Source organism: Sphingopyxis sp. MC1 (assembly GCF_000371385.1).
Taxonomy (GTDB): Bacteria; Pseudomonadota; Alphaproteobacteria; order Sphingomonadales; family Sphingomonadaceae; genus Sphingopyxis; species Sphingopyxis terrae.
This window is the reverse complement of record NZ_AOUN01000002.1, coordinates 23,822-43,353: the sequence shown is the minus strand read 5'-3', so window position 1 is coordinate 43,353 and position 19,532 is coordinate 23,822. Positions and strand designations below refer to the sequence as shown.

The window sequence follows — 19,532 nt, the reverse complement described above, 5'->3', positions numbered from 1 at the left end:
GCCCCACCGGAGCGATCCGGCGGGGCTTTTTCTTTATCCTTGGGGGTTTCGGCCGGATGCCGCCTGCGCCGCTATCAGCTCGCGCCGACCTCCAGCCCGCGCTGGACGGCCGGGCGCGCAAGGCCGCGGTCGAGCCATGCCTGCACATGTTTGAAGCGATCGAAACCGACGATGTCGGCCGCGCCATAGAAACCGATCAGGTTGCGCACCCAGCCGAGCATCGCGATATCGGCGATGCTGTAATCGGCGTCCATCACCCAGTCCCGGCCATCGAGCCGCGCGTCGAGGACGCCCAGCAACCGCGCCGATTCCGCCGCGTAACGATCGCGCGGGCGCTTGTCCTCATAGTCGCGACCCGCGAATTTGTGGAAGAAGCCGAGCTGGCCGAACATCGGTCCCATGCCGCCCATCTGCCACATCACCCACTGGATCGCTTCGTAACGCCGGTTCGCCTCGGCGGGCAGGAACTGGCCGGTCTTGTCGGCGAGATAGATCAGGATCGCCCCCGATTCGAACAGCGCCAGCGGGGTGCCGTTCGGTCCGTCGGGATCGTAGATCGCGGGAATCTTGCCATTCGGATTGAGCGCCAGAAAGGCCGGGTCATGACTTTCGTTGGCCATGATGTCGATGCGCTGCGCTTCATAGGGCAGGCCGCATTCCTCGAGCATGATGCTGGGCTTGACCCCGTTCGGGGTCGGCGCGGTGAAAAGCTGCAGCCGCTCGGGATGCTGTGCGGGCCATTTGGCGAAGACGGGATGTGCAGCGGTCATGCGCCGGCCTCCCGCTTCAGATGTTCGTGGTGGCGGATCACCTCGTCGATGATGAAGCGCAGGAATTTTTCGCTGAATTCGGGATCGAGGTCGGCCTCGCGCGCCAGCGTGCGCAGCCGTTCGACCTGCCGTGCCTCGCGGTCGGGGTCGGCGGGGGGCAGGTCGATCTTCGCCTTGAGTTCGCCGACCGCCTTCGTCACCTTGAACCGTTCGGCGAGCATATAGACGAGCGCCGCGTCGATATTGTCGATGCTCTGGCGGTAGCGGCTGAGTTGATCGTCCATGCGCGGCTCCTCTTGCGTCGGGCACGCTTGGCACCGGCGGGGGGCGGGTGGCAAGCCGAAAGTCGTTGCAAAATTGCAGGCGCACGGCCAAGGCAGCCCGTGTCATGACTGCCGAAATCCATCAGCTCCACGGCGACCGTCCGCCCTCGCTCGATCCGATGATGGCGCTTGTCGCCGCCGACATGAACGAGGTGAATTCGGTCATCCTCGACCGAATGCAGTCCGAAATTCCGCTCATTCCCGAACTCGCCGGCCATCTGATCGCGGGCGGTGGCAAGCGGATGCGCCCGATGCTGACGCTCGCCTGCGCGCAGTTGCTCGACTATCCCGGGCGCCGCCATTGCAAGCTCGCCGCCGCGGTCGAATTCATCCATACCGCGACCCTGCTCCACGACGATGTCGTCGACGGATCGGACCTGCGCCGCGGGCGCAAGACCGCCAACATCATCTGGGGCAACAGCGCGTCGGTGCTCGTCGGCGATTTCCTGTTCGCGCGTTCGTTCGAACTGATGGTCGAGGACGGCTCGCTCAAGGTGCTAAAGATCCTCAGCCATGCTTCGGCGGTGATCGCGGAAGGCGAAGTGAACCAGCTTTCGGCGCAGCGCCGTGTCGAAACCAGCGAGGACCAATATCTCGCGATCATCAACGCCAAGACCGCCGAACTGTTTGCCAGCGCGTGCAAGATCGCCGCGGTCGTTGCCGAGCGCGACGAGGCGACCGAGGCAGCGCTCGACGCATACGGCCGCAATCTGGGCATCGCCTTTCAGCTTGTCGACGATGCGATCGACTATGTTTCGGACGCCGAAACGATGGGCAAGGGCGTCGGCGACGATTTCCGCGACGGCAAGGTCACCCTGCCGGTCATCCTCGCTTACGCGCGCGGCAGCGCCGAAGAACGCGAATTCTGGAAGCAGGCCATCGTCGGCCACCGCGCTTCGGACGACGATCTCGCCTATGCGACCTCGCTGCTGCTCAAGCACGACACGATCGCCGACACGCTGGCGCGCGCGCGGCATTATGGTCAGCGCGCGGTCGATGCCATCGGGGGCTTTCGCAGCAGCCAGGCCAAGGCGGCGCTGACCGAAGCCGTCGCCTTTGCGGTCGCCCGCGCCTATTGAGGCGGCGATGACGACCGCCGGGCCCTTCCTGCCCATCGACGCGGTGCTGCCCGACATCATGGCGGCGCTGCTCTTGAAGCCCAACGCCGTCGTCGTCGCGCCGCCGGGCGCGGGCAAGTCGACGCGCGTCGCGCCGGCCTTGCTGCGCGAGCCATGGTGCAAGGGCGCGGTGTGGCTGCTCTCGCCACGGCGCCTCGCGGCGCGGGCGGCGGCCGAGCGCATTGCCGAGGAAATGGGCGAAGCGGTCGGCGGGACGGTCGGCTATGCGACGCGCCTCGACAGCAAGCAGTCTGCGGCGACGCGCCTTCTGGTGATGACGCCGGGTCTGTTCCGCAACCGCATTCTTGCCGATCCTGAACTGCAAGGCGTGTCGGCGGTGTTGTTCGACGAAGTCCACGAACGCAGCCTCGACGGCGATTTCGCGCTCGCGCTCGCAATCGATGCGCAGCAGGGGCTGCGTGACGATCTGCGGCTCGTCGCAATGTCGGCGACGCTCGACGGCGCGCGCTTCGGAGCGCTGCTCGGCGATGCGCCGGTGGTCAAGAGCGAAGGCAAGAGCTGGCCGCTTGATCTGCGCCATATCGGGCGCCGCGCCGAGGATCGGCTGGAAGCGAGCGTGCTTGCGGCGGTGCGGCAGGCGCTGGCCGACGAGAAGGAAGGCGACATGCTCGCCTTTCTGCCCGGCGCCGCCGACATCGAGCGCGCAGCGGCGGCGGTCGAGGCGGCGGGTCTGCCACTCGTGGTTCATCGCCTTCATGGGCAGATCGACCCCGCGATGCAGCGCAAGGCGCTGGTCCGCGACCCCGGCGGCGCGCGCAAGCTGATCCTCGCGACGAGCATTGCTGAAACCAGCCTGACCATCGACGGGGTGCGAATTGTGATCGATGCCGGCCTGTCGCGGCGTCCGCGCTTCGACAAGGCGGCGGGTATCGCGCGACTGGTCACCGAACGCGCGAGTCAGGCGTCGGCGACGCAGCGCGCGGGGCGCGCGGCGCGGCAGGGGCCGGGAGTTGCCTACCGGCTGTGGGAGGCGGCGGCGACCGCCGGGATGCCCCCCTTCGATCCGCCCGAAATCCACGAGAACGACCTGATGCCCGTGGTGCTCGACTGCGCGAGCTGGGGGATCGTCGACCCGCGCCAGCTCGGTTGGCTCGATCCGCCATCGCCCGCTGCGATCGCAGAGGCGAAGGCGCGGTTGCAGGCGATCGGTGCGCTGGGCGAGGATGGGCGGATTACCGCGCATGGCAAGGCGCTCGCGGCGGTGCCGCTGCCGGTCCCGCTTGCGCACATGCTGCTCGACGCGGCGGCGGCGGGCGAGGGCGATCTGGCAGGGGAACTGGCGGTCCTGCTGACCGAGCCGGGCCTCGGCGGCCGCGGCGCCGATGTCGAGGCACGGCTGGGGCGCTGGCGCGGCATCAGGGGCGAGCGTGCCGAGGGTGCGCGGCGGCTCGCGCGACGGCTTGCCGGGGTTGGCGGGCGATTGGCGTCCGGTCCGCGAACGGACGAAACACGCTCGATCGGCGGCTGGATCGCCACCGCCTGGCCCGACCGCGTTGCGCGCCAGCGCGCCGGCCAGCGCGGCGAATATCTCAGCGTCGGGGGACGGGCCTACAAGATCGATCCCGTCGACCCGCTCGCCAATGCCGAATGGCTCGCCATCGCCGATGCGCAGGGCCATGCCGCCGGCGTCCGCATCCTCGCCGCTGCGCCGATCGCGGCGGCCGAGGTCGAGGCGATCTTCGCTGATCGCATCGTCCAGCAGAGCGCAAGCGTCTATGACGCCGCGAACGACCGCGTCGATCACCGGCGCGAGCGGAGACTGGGCGCGATCGCGCTGTCAAGCGGCAAGGCCGGGCGCGATGCGGGCGCGGAGGATGATGTGGCGGTCCGGCTTGCCGCGGTTCGCGACAAAGGGCTGGGGCTGATCGGCTGGGGGGCCGCGGCGCAGGCGCTGCGCCAGCGCGCGTCCTTTGCCGGGCTCGACGCGTTGTCGACGGGCGCGCTCGCCGACAGCCTCGACCTGTGGCTTGAACCGTTGCTCGATGGGGCGCGCGGGCTGCGCGATATTGGCGATCGCCGGCTTACCGATGCGCTGATGGGGTTGCTCGACTGGCCGGCGCGGCAATTGCTCGAAAAGCTCGCTCCCGCCGATTACACCACCCCTGCCGGCAGCCGTCATGCGATCGATTATGGCGCCGAGGGCGGCCCGACGGTCAGCGTGCGGGTGCAGGAAATGTACGGGCTGGCGCGCCATCCGACCGTCGGCGACCCGCCGATTCCGCTGGTTCTGGCGTTAACCTCGCCCGCGCACCGTCCGATCCAGACGAGCCGCGACATCGCGTCGTTCTGGAGCGGAAGCTGGCGCGAGGTCGCGAAGGAAATGCGCGGCCGCTATCCCAAGCATAGCTGGCCCGACGATCCGGCGACCGCGCGCCCGACGTTGCTGACCAAGGCGGCGCAGGCGCGGCGCGATGCGCAATAGCCCCCTTTTCGCGGCGCGACAGAGCCGCTAAGGCGACGGCATAGCAATCCAGTCAGGGACTCTCCGATGAAAGCGCGTATTTTCCAGAAGCCCAAGAATGCGATGCAGTCGGGCCGTGCCGGCACCCAGCGCTGGTTCCTGGAATATGCCCCTGCCGAAGCGCGCAAGGCCGATCCGCTGATGGGCTGGGCGGGTAGCGGCGATACGCAGCGGCAGCTTCGTCTGAGCTTCGCAACGCGCGACGAAGCGATTGCCTATGCGGCGAAGAACGGGATCGAGGTCGAAGTCATGCCGACCCCGGTGCGCACGCTCAAGATCCAGGCTTACGCCGACAATTTCCGTTGATTGATCGTCGTCCCCGGGTTTGCGGGGGCGACGCGGGCCATTCGCCTGTCGGCGCTTATTCCGCGTCGGGCTGCAACAGCTTGTGCAGGTGGACGACGACATATTTCATCTCGGCATCGTCGACCGTGCGCTGCGCGGCGGCGCGCCAGGCCTTTTCGGCCGACTTGTAATCGGGAAACAGGCCCACGACGTCGAGGTTCGACAGGTCGACGAAATCGAGGCCCTGCGGATCGCTGACGCGCCCGCCGAACACCAGATGCAGTTTGCTCATTTTCAGGTTCCTTGCCGCTACGGCGTGGGGAGGGGAGAGGCCGAGGCCCCTAACAGCACCGCGCCGTCCGGGCAAGTAGGCCCGGCATAGGCTTTAGTCGGATTTGCGACCCTTCGGAAGCAGCGAACCGAGCAGTGCGCCGATCGCGGCGGCACCGGCGAGCAGCGTCAGCGGCTGGTCCTTCGCGATGTCCTTGAGCTTGCCGTTGGCGCGGGTCGCCTGCGCCTTGCCCTTTTCATAGGCGTGACCGGCGGCTTCGCGCGCGGCGTCGGCCTGTTCGCGCCCCTTTGCGGCAAGCTCGCTCGACGCGGCGCGGGTGCGGTCTGCGAGGTCGCTCGTCGCAGCACGGGCGCGGCCATAGCCTTCCTGGATGCGCGCCTTGGCCGCCTCGGCGGTCGCACGCGCATTTTCGGCGGTTTTCTCCGCAAGTTCACTCGCTTTTGCCTGCGCGTCGCGGGCGGTTTCACCGAAGGGCTTCATCATCTTCCTCCATTTGTTCGATATCTTCGGCCGCGCCCGCGGTAGCGGGACGCAGCCGGTCGGCAAGATCGCTCGCCACATTCTGGATGCGCCGCGCGAGGCGGGGGGCATGCTCCTTGATCGGCTCGCGCAGGAGCCACAGCGTACCGGCGACCGCGGCCAGCGCGATCGGCAGGCGGTTGCTGCGAAATTCATCGCGGACCGCCTGCGCGGTGTCGTCGACCTTTGCCTGCAAGCGATATTTGCCGCGATCGATGAGCGCACTCGGTTTGAAGGCGGCGCGCGCCGTGTCGGCCTGACGCCGCAAGGCCGCGCGCTGCAGCATCGACCGGCGCAGCGCGTTGACGAGGCGGTTGCGGGCGGCGGACATCAGTCGTCACTCCCTTGCGGTGACAGGTCGCTGCGCAGGGCAAGCTTCACATCGCCCGCACTTCGCTTTGCGCGCCAGCCGGCGAAGCCCGCGAGCCCGATGAGCGCCGCGACCACGATCAGCGTCGCGAGCAGCGGGCCCACGTGCGGCGCGAGCACCAGGATCGCGCCGAAGGCAACCGCGAGCAACGCCACGAGCAGCGCGCAGGCCGCGACGAAGCCCCACGCCGACGCCCATTTGACCCCGTGCGAGGCCAGCGCACCGCGCGCTTCGAGAAGCGCCAGTTCGGCCTGCACCGTCTGCTTGGCATCGTCGACGAGATCGCGGACGATATCTTCGAGCGGTACCGGCGGCGGCGTGCTGGGCGGCCCGTCGGGCGCATAGCCGTGGCTGACGCCCCCGAAGCCGTGCGGATCGGACGCCGATGCAGAGGTCGGTGGAGGGGTCGGTTTCTGTGCGGGCAAGGGGCGATCAGTCGTTGCTCGACCCGCCCTTGAGCATACGGGCCAGCACGAAGCCGATCACCGCCGCCGCACCAACCGCGACCGCCGGGCTCTTCTTGACGAAATCGCGGGTCGCACCCGCCAGTTCGTCGAGATCCTTCTGATCGAGGGACGAGGCAAGGCCGGCCACCGTGGTCGCGGCGGAGCGGGCATAATCGCCATATTGCTTGCCGAATTTCGAATCCACCGTGTCAGCGCTATCCTCGAGCATCTTGGCGAGGCTGCCGACGGTTTCGGCCGCCTTGTCCTTGCCCTTGGTCGCGGCTTCGCGCGCCTTTGCCGATGCCTGATTGGCAAAGCTCGTCGCATCTTCCTTGATCGATGCGGCCTTCTTCGACGCTTCGGCCTTGATCGTGTCGCGGGTCACGGCGAGCTGGTCGCGGATCGGATGATCCTTTGCCGCCGCCTTCGCCTTCGCGGCCGGCGCTGCCTTGGTGGCGGCGGGCTTTGCGGGTGCCTTGGGGCGGGGAGCTGCCTTCTTGGTCGCGGGAGTAGCGGCTTTGGCCATCACATCGTCCTCTTCATTCTTGTTGGGGGCGCGCACGCGTCGCGCCGTCCGCGGTCCTACCTCAATCTATATAGCAAGCGCGGCGATTTGGTTCCATAGCGCGCCGAAAATCCCGTGAAATTCCTATGCGACGTGTTGCTTTGGCGGCGGGGCGCCGATAACAGGCGGGCGCCTTTCCAACCGGCCGCCCCTTCGGCCCCGCAGCAGGACCCGACCCATGACCGCCATCATCGACATTCACGGCCGCGAAATTCTCGACAGCCGCGGCAATCCGACCGTCGAAGTCGACGTGCTGCTCGAAGACGGCAGCTTCGGCCGCGCCGCGGTTCCTTCGGGCGCTTCGACCGGCGCGCACGAGGCGGTCGAACTGCGCGATGGCGACAAGGGCCGCTATCTGGGCAAGGGCGTTACGAAGGCGGTTGCCGCCGTCAATGGCGAGATTGCCGAGACGCTGATCGGCCTCGATGCCGAGGATCAACGCGAGCTCGACATGGCGATGATCGACCTCGACGGCACGCCCAACAAGGGCCGCCTCGGCGCCAATGCGATCCTGGGCGTCAGCCTGGCGGCGGCAAAGGCCGCGGCCGACGCGCGCGGCCTGCCGCTCTACCGCTATGTCGGCGGCGTCTCCGCCCGCACGCTGCCGGTGCCGATGATGAACATCATCAACGGCGGCGAACATGCCGACAACCCGATCGACGTCCAGGAATTCATGATCATGCCCGTCGGCGCCGGCAGCATCGCCGAAGCCGTGCGCTGGGGCAGTGAAATATTCCACACGCTGAAAAAAGGCCTGTCGGCGAAGGGCCTCGCCACCGCGGTTGGCGACGAAGGCGGCTTCGCCCCGAACCTCGCGTCGACGCGCGCTGCGCTCGACTTCATCGCCGCGTCGATCGATCAGGCGGGCTTCAAGCTTGGCAGCGACGTGGTGCTGGCGCTCGACTGCGCCGCGACCGAGTTCTTCAAGAACGGCAAATATGAGATCAGCGGCGAAGGCCTGTCGCTCAGCCCTGAGCAGATGGCCGACTATCTTGCCGCGCTGGTCAAGGATTACCCGATCAAGTCGATCGAGGACGGGATGAGCGAAGATGATTTCACCGGCTGGAAGGCGCTGACCGACCTGATCGGCGACAAGTGCCAGCTCGTCGGCGACGATCTGTTCGTCACCAACCCGGTGCGGCTGGAGGAGGGCATCAAGACCGGCCTCGCCAACTCGCTGCTCGTCAAGGTCAACCAGATCGGCACGCTGTCGGAAACGCTCGACGCGGTCGATATGGCGCACCGCGCGCGCTATACCGCGGTGATGTCGCACCGTTCGGGCGAGACCGAGGATGCGACGATCGCCGACCTCGCGGTCGCGACCAACTGCGGCCAGATCAAGACCGGCAGCCTTGCGCGTTCGGACCGGCTTGCGAAGTACAACCAGCTCATCCGCATCGAGGAAGAGCTGGGCGACATGGCCCGCTATCCGGGGGCTGCGATTTTCGGGTGATGGCTTGGGTGGGGTGACCATGTATGTCGGAAGGAATTATTCGCAAGTCGCTACCCGACATGTTGAGGGCGGCAGTGAGCAGGGGCCTTCCGCAAGGTTGGGTGTATCTTCCTGACGGCGAAATTACCGTCGCGTCCGATTGCGTCCTGATTGCCGATGAGGCGTATCAGGATGAAGAGGAACTGGGGGTTATTGGGCGTCAGCTCGGGTTTCCGAGGGAGGGGCTGGACACGCAAACAGTTGAAGATGTTTGCGATGCAGCTGCTAGGTTGTCCGCTTCTCCCGACGATGAAGTCTACGTTCAGGCGTTCGTATATTATTGGAAGTTTGACGCGTATCTTCCGTCCCTTGGCGCACCTGATCCGCTCCCTGCAGATATTGTTCTTCGAGAGCTGGATAGGGAGTTTTACGACTCTTTGGGTGAGGAAAGGGCGGCATCTCGTTGTCGTCGTGAAGGATGCGAACGTGGCGCTGTTAATATGAGTGCTTTCTGTCGGAAGCATCATTTTGAGATGGTTCGTCTGCGACCCTGCATTTTCGAATAGCAAATGATATTGGAAAACTACGGTTTGCCGCCTTGACGCCGCGAATCAACTCTGATTCAAGAACCGAAATGACGCAGCGCCACAAATTCCGTAAATCGATGAGCCGGGCGGTCGGGCCGACGGTGGCGCTGATCGCGGTGCTGGCGATGATCGGCTATATCATTTTCGGGCCCACCGGCCTTTATGCGTGGGGCGATTACGGCCAGTCGGTCGAAAAGAAGCGCGTCATCCTGTCCGAGCTCACCAAGAAGCAGAACGAGCTGCAGAACCGGGTGAACCTGCTCGGGCGACAGCGCGTCGATCCCGATCTGGCCGACGAATATGTTCGCGAAAAGCTGGGCGTGATGCACCCCGACGAGATCGCCATTCCGATGGACCCCGCGGAAAAGCCCGCGGCCCCCGCGCCCAAGGCCGACGGCCAGCGCTGACCGGCGCTTTCCCGCCGATAAATGCATAGGTAGCCACGCAGTCGCGCCATGCCCGCGGGGCGTTGCCAAGCGGGGCGTCGCTCTCCTATAGGGGCCTTGCCGTAACGGCCAAACGCAAAGGATATCGCCTTGGCAAAAGCACCCGCGCGCAAGACTGCCGCGCCAAAAAAGACTGCATCCACCCCAGCTGCCGCGAGCAATCGCGAAACCCCGCGCGAGCCCGTCCCCTATGCGGCGACGCCCGAAGAGCTCGAGAAATTCTATCGCGAGATGCTGCTCATCCGCCGCTTCGAGGAAAAGGCGGGCCAGCTTTACGGCCTCGGCCTGATCGGCGGCTTCTGCCACCTTTATATCGGGCAGGAAGCCGTGGCGGTCGGTCTGCAGTCGGCGCTCGACGGCGACAAGGACAGCGTGATCACCGGCTATCGCGATCATGGCCATATGCTCGCCTATGGCATCGATCCGAAGGTCATCATGGCCGAACTGACCGGGCGCGCGGCCGGCATCTCGAAGGGCAAGGGCGGCTCGATGCACATGTTCAGCGTCGAGCATAAATTCTACGGCGGGCACGGCATCGTCGGCGCGCAGGTCGCGCTGGGCACCGGGCTTGCCTTCGCGCACAAATATCGCGGGGACGGCGGCGTTGCGATGGCCTATTTCGGCGATGGCGCCGCTAACCAGGGCCAGGTGTACGAAAGCTTCAACATGGCCGAGCTATGGAAGCTGCCGATCATCTTCGTGATCGAGAATAACCAATATGCGATGGGCACCAGCGTCAACCGCTCGTCGGCCGAGGATCAGCTCTATCGCCGCGGCGAGAGCTTCCGCATTCCGGGTATGCAGGTCGATGGCATGGACGTGCTCGCGGTGCGCGGCGCGGCCGAGGCGGCGCTCGAATGGGTGCGCGCGGGCAAGGGACCGATCCTGCTCGAACTCAAGACCTATCGCTATCGCGGCCATTCGATGTCGGACCCCGCCAAATATCGCAGCCGCGAGGAAGTGCAGGCGGTGCGCGACAAGAGCGACGCGATCGAGCATCTGAAAAAGGCGATGATCGACGCCGGCATCGGCGAGGATCGCATCAAGGACATCGACAAGGAAATCCGCGCGGTTGTCGCGGAATCGGCCGACTTCGCCGAAAGCGCGCCCGAACCCGATCCGTCCGAACTTTATACCGACGTGCTGGTGGAGCAATATTGAGATGGCCATCGAATTGAAGATGCCGGCGCTGTCGCCGACGATGGAAGAAGGCACGCTCGCCAAGTGGCTCGTCAAGGAAGGCGACGCGGTCAAATCGGGCGATATTCTCGCCGAGATCGAAACCGACAAGGCGACGATGGAATTTGAAGCGATCGACGAAGGCACGATCGCGCAGATCCTGGTTCCCGAAGGTACCGACAATGTGAAGGTCGGCACCGTGATCGCGACGATTTCGGGCGAGGGCGAAGAGGCGGCTCCGGCGCCCGCGCCTGCCGCCGCTCCGGCACCCACCGAGGCTCCGGCTCCGGCCGCCACGCCCGCTCCGGCGGCCGAAAAGCCGGCGCCGGCCATGCGCGCCGCCGATCCGTCGATCCCCACGGGCACGGCGATGGTCAAGCTGACCGTTCGCGAGGCGCTGCGCGATGCGATGGCGGAGGAAATGCGCGCCGACGACCGCATCTTCGTGATGGGCGAGGAAGTCGCCGAATATCAGGGCGCCTACAAGGTGACGCAGGGTCTGCTCGACGAATTCGGCCCGCGCCGCGTGATCGATACGCCGATCACCGAATATGGCTTTGCGGGCCTTGGCGCCGGCGCGGCGATGGGCGGGCTGAAGCCGGTCATCGAATTCATGACCTTCAACTTCGCGATGCAGGCGATCGACCACATCATCAACTCGGCGGCCAAGACCAACTATATGTCGGGCGGCCAGATGCGCTGTCCGATCGTCTTCCGCGGCCCCAATGGCGCGGCGAGCCGTGTCGGGGCGCAGCACAGCCAGAATTATGCGCCCTGGTACGCCAGCGTCCCCGGCCTGATCGTGATCTCGCCCTATGACGCCGCCGACGCCAAGGGGCTGCTCAAGGCGGCGATCCGCAGCGAAGACCCGGTGGTGTTCCTTGAAAACGAACTGCTCTACGGCCGCAGCTTCGAGCTTCCCGACGTCGAGGATTATGTCCTGCCGATCGGCAAGGCGCGCATCATGCGTGAGGGCAGCGACGTCACCATCGTCAGCTATTCGATCGGCGTCGGGCTTGCGCTCGAGGCCGCCGACGCGCTGGCGGGTGAGGGGATCGAGGCCGAGGTGATCGACCTGCGCACGCTGCGCCCGCTCGACACCGAAACCGTGCTCGCCAGCCTCAAGAAGACGAACCGCATGATCGTCGTCGAGGAAGGTTGGCCGACCTGCTCGATCGCCAGCGAACTTGCGATGGTGGCGATGGAACAGGGCTTCGACGACCTGGATGCGCCGGTGTTGCGCGTGACCGACGAGGACGTTCCGCTGCCCTATGCTGCCAATCTCGAAAAGGCGGCGCTGGTCGATGTCCCGCGCGTGATCGCGGCGGCGAAGACGGTTTGCAATCGCTAGTCCGTCGCCCCCGCGAAGGCGGGGGCCGTCATCGGCCTTACCCTTCCATGCCGAGTAAACCGACATCGGCCCCCGCCTTCGCGGGGGCGACGGCTGAACCCAGCGCCTACCCCGACATCCGCGACCCGCGCGTGATGGTCGCGGTGCCGCGCGCGCGGCGCGAGGCGCTGGCGGCGCTGTGGGCGCTCGCGGAGCGGTTGACCAAATTGCTGGCCGATGCGCGCGAGCCGATGATCGGCCAGATCAAGCTCGCCTGGTGGCGCGACATGGCGGGGTTGCTTGCGTCCGATCCCGCCGCGCTGCCGAAGGGCGAGCCGCTGCTCGCCGAATTGCAGCAGAGCTGGGCGGGGCAGGACGGGCTCGAGGTGCTGGTCGATGCCGCCGAGGCGGTGCTGCTTGCCGAAGACGCCGAAGCGCGGACCGCGGCCGGCGCAGCGTTCGGCGAGGCGCTGTTCGCGCTGTCGGGCGGCGCGGGCGGGGCGCGTTGGGGGCTGGTCTGGCTGGCCGGGCAGCAGGAAACGGCGGACGCCGCGGCGCAGCTTTTTCGCGATGCCTGTAACCGGGCGGCACCGCCGCGCGGATTGCTCGGCGGCAGGGCGCTGCTGATGCTCGATCGCTGGTCGGCGGCCATTGCGGCACGTGGCGGCGAACGGCGCTGGCGCAGCGAAGGCTTGCTGCTTTTCCGGATCGGCCTGACTGGCCTTTGACGGGAAAGTGTCGTGGCGGGGGTGGAAATGCCGCCCCCGAGCCTCTATCTTGGCGCACACGAGATAGGGTCGCAGGGGAAATTGCGATGTTTAACGGGCTCGTCGCCTATCTGGACTCGATCAAGGCGCGCGATCCCGCGCCGCGTTCGCGCTGGGAAATTCTGCTCTATCCGGGGCTGCTCGCCGTCGGCATGCACCGCATTGCCCACTGGCTGTTCGAGGCGGACCTGTTCTTCCTCGCACGCTTCGTCAATCATCTGTCGCGCTGGCTGACGGGCATCGACATCCATCCCGGCGCCACGATCGGCCGCCACCTGTTCATCGATCATGGCTTTGGCGTCGTCATCGGCGAAACCGCCGAGATCGGGGACAATGTTTCCATCTATCAGGGCGTGACGCTGGGCGGCACCGATCCCGCGAACGGCATCGGCGGCAAACGCCACCCGACACTGTGCGACGATGTGATCGTCGGGTCGGGCGCGCAGATTCTGGGCCCGGTGATCGTCAATCCGCGCGCGCGCGTCGGCGCCAATGCGGTGGTGACCAAGGATGTGCCCGAGGGCGCCGTGATGGTCGGCATTCCGGCGCGTTCGACGCTGCTCGATGCGACCGAATATGCGCGCGACTTCGTGCCCTATGGCACCCCGTGCAGCGAGGCTTTCGACCCTGCGACGCAGAAGCTCGAAATCCTGCAATGCCAGCTCGAAGTGCTGCAGAAGCAGCTCAAGGCGTTGCTCGAAGAGCGTGCCGCACCGGGTGAGGGCGATGATGCGCCGCGCCGCAAGGGAGGCCGGAAAAGCGCCTGATGGGGACGGTGACGCCCCTTCCATATGCGGGGCGGGCATTGCCGCAACAGACCGGCTTCGACCGCGACGAGCTGATGCGCATTCTCGACCTCTATGGCCGCATGGTCGCGGCGGGGAAGTGGCGCGACTATGCGATGGATTTCCACCGCGACGTCGCGATCTTTTCGGCCTTTCGGCGCACCGCGGAACGCCCCGAATATCGCATAGAAAAGCGCCCCGCCTTGCGGAGTCGCCAGGGCATGTGGGCCCTTGTCTCCGAAGGCGGGGCAGTGCTCAAGCGCGGGGACGAGCTTTCTAACGTGCTCGCCCCCGTCGAGCGCAAGCTTATGAAGCTGGTTGGGGACGGATCGTAGCGGGCAACTGGTTCGCCACGTCCGCGGGCAGCATGCCGACGACCACCGCCCGCGCATTCTGCCAGAAGGCCGACAGCATCAGCAACGCCGAACCGATGACGAACGCCGTGAGCGCGACGTTGAGTTCGACCGCGCCGAAGGTACGGAACAATTCGGTCATCGCGAACAGCACATAGGCCAGCGCCGAGACGAGCAGCGCGCGGCGATCGATCGCGAGCGCGATCAGTCCGAAGACGATATAGATGCCGACGACCATCACCGCGGCGCCGCTGGTGATATTGTCGCCGCTCGTGACACCGAGCAGATGGAACACCGGATGCGCGATCATCGGCGCGGCTAGCAGATGGAGCCAGAAGGCAACGTCGCTGCGCCGCGTCGTGCGCGTCCGGTCGCTACGGTCCCACCACATCGCGAGCGTGAAGACGCCGACACCGGCGACGAGGATCAGCGCCATCAACAGCGTCTGCGACGGATCGGGCATCCCGACGACCGAAAGGATCAGCGCAACCGCCGTGGCGGCAAGCGCGGCGGTGCCGGCGGCAATCGTCACGGGTACCATGAACCGCCTCCAGTGCAGCCATGTCGCGCCCGCGGTGACGAAGGCGATGCCGCTGGCGATCAGCGCGCCGGTCGTTTCGCTCAGATGATTGCCGAAGATTGCCTCGCCATGCTTGACGAGGAAGCCGATCATCGTCGCGGCGACGCCGCCTGAAAAGGCGAGGACGAGCAGGATGCTGGGCAGCGCCATGCGGCGGCGGCGGGTGAAATATTCGGCGAGCAGCCACGCCGACCCGGCGACGAAGACCCCCGCGAGCGCCGGATGGATCGATTCGCCGATCCACGCCACGGCGACCAGCAGGATCACCGCGGCAATGCTGACGAAAATATCGTTGAAACCGGTAATGAGCCGGAAGGATTCCTCATCCGCTCCGGGCGCGTCGCGCAGCGATGCAATATGCGTCCGAAAGGCGGTGGCCGCCTCCGGCGTCAAGACTTTTGCATCGACCGCAGCTTGCAGGTCGCTTTCGCTATACATCGGGGTCGTCCTTCTTAGACCGATCCCCTTGCCCCATGCAGGGCATAGCGAAAGCGTATTGCTGTGTCAATACAGTGGGGCGCCATATCCTCCCTGTCGCTAAGCGATGGGGAGGGGGACCGCCCGAAGGGTGGTGGGGGGGCGATGCGCCCTCGCCCCTCCGTCAGCCCTGCGGGCTGCCACCTCCCCACCGCTGCGCGGCAGGGAGGAGCAACCACTCAGCCGAGCGCCTGCAAGGCCTTCATCACCACCATCGACTGTTCGCTGCCCGACTGGGGCACGATTTCGCCGGTGCGGTCGATGATCTTGTCCCACGCTGCGGCAACGCCTTCGGGCGTGCGCTGGTCTTCGGGCAGGGCGACGCCCGGGGTCGCGGTGATATAGGCGGCGTGATAGGCGCCTGCGCCCGCGCCGACGATCATGTTCGACGGCGCATCTTCGCTCACCAGGAACAGCGCGGCCGGCGCAACATTTTCGGGGGTGAATTTCTCGAACAGTTCGGGCGGGAAAATGTCTTCGGTCATGCGCGTGCCCGCGACCGGCGCGATCGTGTTGCAGCGGATGTTATATTTCGCGCCTTCGAGGTGCAGCGTCTTGGTCAGGCCGGCAAGGCCGAGCTTCGCCGCGCCGTAATTGGCCTGGCCGAAATTGCCGTAGAGGCCGGTCGACGAGGCGGTCATCAGGATGCGGCCATAGGCCTGGTCGCGCATCAGATCCCAGCATGCCTTGGTGACGTTGGCGCTGCCGAGCAGATGGACCTGCACGACGAGGTTGAAATCCTCCATCGTCATCTTGGCAAAGCTCTTGTCGCGCAGGATGCCGGCGTTGTTGATCAGGATGTGGACGCCGCCCCATTCCTCTTTCGCCTTGGCCACCATTTCGACCATATGCTCATATTCGGTGACGCTGCCGCCGTTCGACATGGCGGTGCCGCCCGCGGCGCGGATTTCCTCGACGACCTGCAGTGCGGCGTCCGAATGGCCGGTGCCATCGCGCGCGCCGCCGAGGTCGTTGACGACGACCTTCGCGCCGCGCCGGGCGAGTTCGAGCGCATAGGCGCGGCCCAGGCCGCCGCCGGCGCCGGTGACAATGGCAACGCGGCCGTCAAATTTGATCGTCATGCTGATCTCCCATCGGGGGCGTCCCGCAAAAGGTTGCCCAAGAAAACTGGCACGTCCTTAACCGCTCGCGGCGGGCAGGCAAGGGGGGAAGGGCAATTTTGGCGGGTGCAACAAAATGTCATCTGTCATCGAAATGTAACCAAAATGACGTGCGACTGTCATTTGACCGTCATAACAGCGCCACCGGATCGTCACCTTTTCGCAATGGAGCCTTCTGCATGCGTCCGACCCTGACCGCCGCCCTGTTGGCGACGACGATGTTCTGCATCCCCACGACCGCGCATGCGCAGGCGATGAGTGCGGAGGAAGCCGCCGCGCTGCGCGCCGAACTGGCTGCCCTCAAGGCCAAGGTCGAGACGCTCGAAGACCGCCTCGATGCCGCGACCGCGCCGGGCGCCGTTCCATCGGGCACGGTGACCGCAGCGACGCCAGCGCTCGCCCCGGTAACGGCCGCGGCAGCCCCAGCGAAACCCGGCGCGGACATCGCGTGGAAGGGCGCGCCCGAGATCAAGACCGCCGATGGCTGGAGCTTCAAGCCGCGCGGCCGCATCCAGCTCGATCTTGCCAGCATCGACGCGCCGCCGGGCGTTACCGACACGCATGGCGGCCTCGCGACCGAATTCCGCCGCGTCTATCTGGGCGTCGACGGCAAGATTCCGGGCGGAATCAGCTACCGCGTCGAGGCCGATGTCGCGAACAGCTCGGTCGAACTGACCGACGTCTATCTGACCTATGGCACCGGCCCGCTCTCGATCACCGCCGGGCAGATCAAACCTTTCTGGTCGCTCGAGGAAATGACGAGCGACCTCTTCACCAGCTTTGCCGAGCGCGCCGCCTTTACCCAAGCGTTCGGATTCGAGCGGCGCGTCGGCCTGTCGGGCCAGTATAAGGGCAAGGCGCTGCTCGTGCAGGGCGGGGTGTTCGGCGACAATGCCAACGACCTGCTGAGCGATTCGGATAATAGCGTGAGCGTCGACGGCCGGGTGGTGTGGATGCCCCGCTTCGGCGATACCCAGCTTCACCTCGGGGCATCGGCGCACTGGCGCAAGGCGAACGACGGACCGAGCGCGGTGCGCTACGCCGCGCGACCCTTTGTCCACACGACCAACAGCCGCCTTGTCGACACCGGCACTTTCACCGCGACGAGCGAGCGCGGATTGGGGCTTGAGGGCGCGCTGATCGCCGGCCCCTTCCACGTCGCCAGCGAAGGCTTCTGGCAGACCGCGCGCCGTCCGGGCCTTGCCGACCCGACCTTCTTTGGTGGCTATGCCGAAGTCGGCTATGTGCTGACGCGCGGCGATCGCCGCGGGTACAAGGACGGCAGTTTCGACCGGCTCGCACCGTCGCGCCCGATCACCGCGGGCGGCCCCGGCGCGATCGAGATCAACGCCCGGTACGACCATCTCGACCTCAGCGATGCCGGCATCGCCGGCGGGCGCCAGCGCACGCTGGGCGTCGCGGTCGTGTGGGCACCGATCCCCTATCTGCGCCTGACCGCCAATTACGGCCATCTGATGTATGACGACGCCGCGATCGGCAGCACGAGCGGCGACCGCAACTATTCGGCCGACGCCTTCGGCCTGCGGACGCAGATCGACTTCTGATTGGGGGAGTCTGCTTTGGGGAGGGAAGCGGACGTTACGGTTAACCGCATTGTGTACCCCGGCGAAGGCCGGGGTCCAGAGAGTTAAAAAGTCGGTGTTGGTGCTGTGAAGCCCTGGACCCCGGCCTTCGCCGGGGCACACAATATCAACGCGAGACTTTCATACCTTCGTCATCCCGGACTTGATCCGGGATCCATTCACGCAGCGTCGGACGAATGGATCCGGGATCAAGTCCGGGATGACGAAGGAGAATAAGTCCGCAATCGGTCGCTAGCCGACATTCGCAGAGCCGCCCCGCAACCGAACATTCTGCAGGGTCAGACGCTCTTCCCCGCGTCGAGCGCATAGCCCGCGGATCGCACGGTCCGGATGATGTCGGCGGTGCCCGGCAGGTTGATCGCCTTGCGCAGGCGCCGGATATGGACGTCGACGGTGCGCAGTTCGATGTCGCTGTCCTGGCCCCATACGCTGTCGAGCAATTGTCCGCGCGAAAAGACGCGGCCGGGATGCTCCATGAAGTGGCGCAGCAGGCGAAATTCGGTCGGACCCATGCTGACCACCTGACCGCCGCGGACCACCTTGTGCGCGACCGAATCGAGTTCGATGTCGGCATAGGCCAGGATCTCGCCGGCCAGCGCCGGGCGCAAGCGGCGCAGCACTGCGGAGACGCGCGCTACCAGTTCGCGCGGGCTGAACGGTTTGGTGACATAATCATCGGCGCCGGTTTCGAGGCCGCGGATGCGATCTTCTTCCTCGCCGCGCGCGGTCAGCATGATGATCGGCACATTCGCCGATTTCGGGTTGCGGCGCAGGCGGCGGCACACCTCGATCCCCGGCAGGCTTTCGATCATCCAGTCGAGCAGGACGATGTCGGGCACGCGTTCCTCGACGAGGACGAGCGCCTGCTCGCCATCGGGGGTCTGGCGGACCGAAAAACCTTCGCGGGCGAAATGCCAGACGATGAGTTCGGCGATCGCCTCGTCATCCTCGATCAGCAGCAGGTCGGGCTGCGGCATCAGCCTTGCTCCTTCTCCGCCGTCGCGCTGTCTTCGGGCGTTTCGCCGCGTTCGCGCTCCTCCATTCGCTCACCGGTGACGACATAATAGACCATCTCGGCGATGTTGGTCGCATGGTCGCCCATGCGTTCCAGATTCTTGGCGACGAACAGCAGATGCGCGCTCTCGGTAATATATTTCGGATTTTCCATCATGAAGGTGACGAGCGTGCGGAAGATGCTGTTGTAGAAATCGTCGACATTCTTGTCGCGCACCGTGACCCGCACCGCGAGGTCGGCGTCGCGCGCCGCGAAGCTGTCGAGCGCGTCGTGGATCAGCTCGGCGACGATGGCCGACATCGACATCAGCACCGGGATCGATTCGATCGATCGCGTCTGATCCATCAGCGCAACGCGCTTGGCGATATTCTTCGCATAGTCGCCGATCCGTTCGACGACGGAGACGATCTTGAGCGCCGCGATCATCTCGCGCAGATCGTCGGCCATCGGGGCGCGGAGCGCGATCGTCTGCACCGTGAGCTGTTCGACTTCGGCTTCGAGCGCGTCGATCTTCTTGTCGCCCTCCACCACTTGCGCCGCGAGGGCGAGGTCGCCCTTGCTGAGCGCGGTCATCGCCTGGAGGAGCGCCTGTTCGGCGCGCCCGCCCATTTCGCTGATCAGGCCGCGGAGGCGATTGATGTCCTCGTCGAACGCCTTGACCGTATGATCGTTCACAACTGCCATCG

At 66.0% G+C, this 19,532-nt stretch carries 23 protein-coding genes; 12 read left to right on the top strand and 11 right to left on the bottom strand.

Annotated elements, in window-relative coordinates:
• Positions 1-74: 74 nt before the first annotated feature.
• On the bottom strand, positions 75-770 hold the full coding sequence (locus tag EBMC1_RS00800) for a glutathione S-transferase N-terminal domain-containing protein (RefSeq protein ID WP_003039141.1): 696 nt from the start codon (positions 768-770) through the stop codon (positions 75-77).
• On the bottom strand, positions 767-1,054 hold the full coding sequence (locus tag EBMC1_RS00795) for a chorismate mutase (RefSeq protein WP_003039138.1): 288 nt from the start codon (positions 1,052-1,054) through the stop codon (positions 767-769). Before EBMC1_RS00795 ends, EBMC1_RS00800 begins: the two co-directional genes overlap by 4 nt.
• A gap of 104 nt (positions 1,055-1,158) precedes the next feature.
• Here EBMC1_RS00795 and EBMC1_RS00790 point away from each other — a divergent pair, with 104 nt between their 5' ends.
• The 3 genes from EBMC1_RS00790 (at position 1,159) to EBMC1_RS00780 (ending at position 4,999) form a co-directional block, all read left to right on the top strand.
• Complete coding sequence (locus EBMC1_RS00790) at positions 1,159-2,172, top strand: polyprenyl synthetase family protein (RefSeq protein ID WP_003039135.1); 1,014 nt, start codon at positions 1,159-1,161, stop codon at positions 2,170-2,172.
• 7 nt (positions 2,173-2,179) lie between these two features.
• Positions 2,180-4,654 (top strand): ATP-dependent helicase HrpB, encoded by a 2,475-nt coding sequence (gene hrpB / locus EBMC1_RS00785; RefSeq protein ID WP_003039132.1) that lies wholly within the window; start codon positions 2,180-2,182, stop codon positions 4,652-4,654.
• Positions 4,655-4,720: 66 nt separating this feature from the next.
• Complete coding sequence (locus EBMC1_RS00780; RefSeq protein WP_003039130.1) at positions 4,721-4,999, top strand: ETC complex I subunit; 279 nt, start codon at positions 4,721-4,723, stop codon at positions 4,997-4,999.
• Positions 5,000-5,054: 55 nt separating this feature from the next.
• Here the strand turns inward: EBMC1_RS00780 and EBMC1_RS00775 are convergent, their stop codons facing one another.
• The 5 genes from EBMC1_RS00775 to EBMC1_RS00755 all read right to left on the bottom strand — a co-directional run bounded on the left by EBMC1_RS00775 (position 5,055) and on the right by EBMC1_RS00755 (position 7,167).
• A complete protein-coding gene (locus EBMC1_RS00775) occupies positions 5,055-5,270 on the bottom strand; it encodes a DUF4170 domain-containing protein (protein WP_003039127.1) in 216 nt (71 codons plus the stop codon).
• 93 nt (positions 5,271-5,363) lie between these two features.
• The gene (locus EBMC1_RS17665) at positions 5,364-5,753 is read right to left on the bottom strand and encodes a hypothetical protein (RefSeq protein ID WP_231292842.1); all 390 of its coding nucleotides are present in this window, start codon (positions 5,751-5,753) and stop codon (positions 5,364-5,366) included.
• A complete protein-coding gene (locus EBMC1_RS00765; RefSeq protein ID WP_003039123.1) occupies positions 5,734-6,120 on the bottom strand; it encodes a hypothetical protein in 387 nt (128 codons plus the stop codon). Before EBMC1_RS00765 ends, EBMC1_RS17665 begins: the two co-directional genes overlap by 20 nt.
• Entirely contained in the window at positions 6,120-6,584 is a 465-nt protein-coding gene (locus EBMC1_RS00760) for a phage holin family protein (RefSeq protein ID WP_003039121.1), read from the bottom strand. Before EBMC1_RS00760 ends, EBMC1_RS00765 begins: the two co-directional genes overlap by 1 nt.
• 7 nt (positions 6,585-6,591) lie before the next feature.
• Positions 6,592-7,167 carry a hypothetical protein gene (locus EBMC1_RS00755; RefSeq protein WP_040589091.1) on the bottom strand — a complete coding sequence of 192 codons (576 nt, stop codon included), beginning with the start codon at positions 7,165-7,167 and terminating at the stop codon, positions 6,592-6,594.
• Positions 7,168-7,348: 181 nt separating this feature from the next.
• Between EBMC1_RS00755 and eno the strand changes: the two genes are divergently transcribed.
• From eno to EBMC1_RS00715, 8 genes are all read left to right on the top strand, one after another.
• Positions 7,349-8,623 carry a phosphopyruvate hydratase gene (eno, locus tag EBMC1_RS00750; RefSeq protein WP_003039115.1) on the top strand — a complete coding sequence of 425 codons (1,275 nt, stop codon included), beginning with the start codon at positions 7,349-7,351 and terminating at the stop codon, positions 8,621-8,623.
• A 23-nt stretch (positions 8,624-8,646) separates the two neighbouring features.
• On the top strand, positions 8,647-9,168 hold the full coding sequence (locus EBMC1_RS18250) for a DUF7716 domain-containing protein (RefSeq protein WP_156000838.1): 522 nt from the start codon (positions 8,647-8,649) through the stop codon (positions 9,166-9,168).
• A 68-nt stretch (positions 9,169-9,236) separates the two neighbouring features.
• A complete protein-coding gene (locus EBMC1_RS00740; RefSeq protein WP_003039110.1) occupies positions 9,237-9,596 on the top strand; it encodes an FtsB family cell division protein in 360 nt (119 codons plus the stop codon).
• A 129-nt stretch (positions 9,597-9,725) separates the two neighbouring features.
• A complete protein-coding gene (gene pdhA, locus EBMC1_RS00735) occupies positions 9,726-10,796 on the top strand; it encodes a pyruvate dehydrogenase (acetyl-transferring) E1 component subunit alpha (protein WP_003039108.1) in 1,071 nt (356 codons plus the stop codon).
• 1 nt (position 10,797) lies between these two features.
• Positions 10,798-12,165, top strand: coding sequence for a pyruvate dehydrogenase complex E1 component subunit beta (locus tag EBMC1_RS00730; RefSeq protein WP_003039104.1), 1,368 nt, complete (start codon positions 10,798-10,800; stop codon positions 12,163-12,165).
• Positions 12,166-12,212: 47 nt separating this feature from the next.
• Complete coding sequence (locus tag EBMC1_RS00725; protein WP_003039102.1) at positions 12,213-12,872, top strand: hypothetical protein; 660 nt, start codon at positions 12,213-12,215, stop codon at positions 12,870-12,872.
• 86 nt (positions 12,873-12,958) lie between these two features.
• Positions 12,959-13,678 carry a serine O-acetyltransferase EpsC gene (epsC, locus tag EBMC1_RS00720; protein WP_003039099.1) on the top strand — a complete coding sequence of 240 codons (720 nt, stop codon included), beginning with the start codon at positions 12,959-12,961 and terminating at the stop codon, positions 13,676-13,678.
• Entirely contained in the window at positions 13,678-14,031 is a 354-nt protein-coding gene (locus EBMC1_RS00715) for a DUF2794 domain-containing protein (RefSeq protein ID WP_003039097.1), read from the top strand. Before epsC ends, EBMC1_RS00715 begins: the two co-directional genes overlap by 1 nt.
• On the opposite strand, the gene EBMC1_RS00710 is transcribed toward EBMC1_RS00715, so the two are convergent.
• Together EBMC1_RS00710 and EBMC1_RS00705 are read right to left on the bottom strand one after the other, a co-directional pair.
• Entirely contained in the window at positions 14,003-15,067 is a 1,065-nt protein-coding gene (locus EBMC1_RS00710; RefSeq protein WP_003039095.1) for a hypothetical protein, read from the bottom strand. The genes EBMC1_RS00715 and EBMC1_RS00710 overlap by 29 nt on opposite strands.
• A 218-nt stretch (positions 15,068-15,285) precedes the next feature.
• Positions 15,286-16,188, bottom strand: a complete 903-nt coding sequence (locus EBMC1_RS00705; protein WP_003039091.1) for an SDR family oxidoreductase — start codon at positions 16,186-16,188, stop codon at positions 15,286-15,288.
• 218 nt (positions 16,189-16,406) lie between these two features.
• Here EBMC1_RS00705 and EBMC1_RS00700 point away from each other — a divergent pair, with 218 nt between their 5' ends.
• A complete protein-coding gene (locus EBMC1_RS00700; protein ID WP_003039088.1) occupies positions 16,407-17,792 on the top strand; it encodes an OprO/OprP family phosphate-selective porin in 1,386 nt (461 codons plus the stop codon).
• 317 nt (positions 17,793-18,109) lie between these two features.
• Here EBMC1_RS00700 and phoB read toward each other — a convergent pair whose 3' ends face one another.
• Both phoB and phoU read right to left on the bottom strand, forming a co-directional pair.
• Positions 18,110-18,808: a phosphate regulon transcriptional regulator PhoB gene (phoB, locus tag EBMC1_RS00695; protein ID WP_003039086.1), complete on the bottom strand. Its 699-nt coding sequence runs from the start codon at positions 18,806-18,808 to the stop codon at positions 18,110-18,112.
• Positions 18,808-19,521: a phosphate signaling complex protein PhoU gene (gene phoU, locus EBMC1_RS00690; protein ID WP_003039083.1), complete on the bottom strand. Its 714-nt coding sequence runs from the start codon at positions 19,519-19,521 to the stop codon at positions 18,808-18,810. The genes phoB and phoU overlap by 1 nt, the downstream gene beginning before the upstream one ends.
• Positions 19,522-19,532: the final 11 nt, after the last annotated feature.

Bases quoted from the DNA above. Each gene is read 5' to 3' on its own strand.
- EBMC1_RS18250 (WP_156000838.1), top strand. From the start codon at position 8,647: ATGTCGGAAGGAATTATTCGCAAGTCGCTACCCGACATGTTGAGGGCG.
- EBMC1_RS00790 (WP_003039135.1), top strand. From the start codon at position 1,159: ATGACTGCCGAAATCCATCAGCTCCACGGCGACCGTCCGCCCTCGCTC.
- EBMC1_RS00730 (WP_003039104.1), top strand. From the start codon at position 10,798: ATGGCCATCGAATTGAAGATGCCGGCGCTGTCGCCGACGATGGAAGAA.
- hrpB (WP_003039132.1), top strand. From the start codon at position 2,180: ATGACGACCGCCGGGCCCTTCCTGCCCATCGACGCGGTGCTGCCCGAC.
- EBMC1_RS00725 (WP_003039102.1), top strand. From the start codon at position 12,213: ATGCCGAGTAAACCGACATCGGCCCCCGCCTTCGCGGGGGCGACGGCT.
- EBMC1_RS00765 (WP_003039123.1), bottom strand. From the start codon at position 6,120: ATGTCCGCCGCCCGCAACCGCCTCGTCAACGCGCTGCGCCGGTCGATG.
- EBMC1_RS00775 (WP_003039127.1), bottom strand. From the start codon at position 5,270: ATGAGCAAACTGCATCTGGTGTTCGGCGGGCGCGTCAGCGATCCGCAG.
- EBMC1_RS00795 (WP_003039138.1), bottom strand. From the start codon at position 1,054: ATGGACGATCAACTCAGCCGCTACCGCCAGAGCATCGACAATATCGAC.
- EBMC1_RS00715 (WP_003039097.1), top strand. From the start codon at position 13,678: ATGGGGACGGTGACGCCCCTTCCATATGCGGGGCGGGCATTGCCGCAA.
- EBMC1_RS00700 (WP_003039088.1), top strand. From the start codon at position 16,407: ATGCGTCCGACCCTGACCGCCGCCCTGTTGGCGACGACGATGTTCTGC.
- EBMC1_RS00740 (WP_003039110.1), top strand. From the start codon at position 9,237: ATGACGCAGCGCCACAAATTCCGTAAATCGATGAGCCGGGCGGTCGGG.
- eno (WP_003039115.1), top strand. From the start codon at position 7,349: ATGACCGCCATCATCGACATTCACGGCCGCGAAATTCTCGACAGCCGC.
- EBMC1_RS17665 (WP_231292842.1), bottom strand. From the start codon at position 5,753: ATGATGAAGCCCTTCGGTGAAACCGCCCGCGACGCGCAGGCAAAAGCG.
- EBMC1_RS00800 (WP_003039141.1), bottom strand. From the start codon at position 770: ATGACCGCTGCACATCCCGTCTTCGCCAAATGGCCCGCACAGCATCCC.
- phoB (WP_003039086.1), bottom strand. From the start codon at position 18,808: ATGCCGCAGCCCGACCTGCTGCTGATCGAGGATGACGAGGCGATCGCC.
- EBMC1_RS00705 (WP_003039091.1), bottom strand. From the start codon at position 16,188: ATGACGATCAAATTTGACGGCCGCGTTGCCATTGTCACCGGCGCCGGC.
- EBMC1_RS00710 (WP_003039095.1), bottom strand. From the start codon at position 15,067: ATGTATAGCGAAAGCGACCTGCAAGCTGCGGTCGATGCAAAAGTCTTG.
- EBMC1_RS00780 (WP_003039130.1), top strand. From the start codon at position 4,721: ATGAAAGCGCGTATTTTCCAGAAGCCCAAGAATGCGATGCAGTCGGGC.
- epsC (WP_003039099.1), top strand. From the start codon at position 12,959: ATGTTTAACGGGCTCGTCGCCTATCTGGACTCGATCAAGGCGCGCGAT.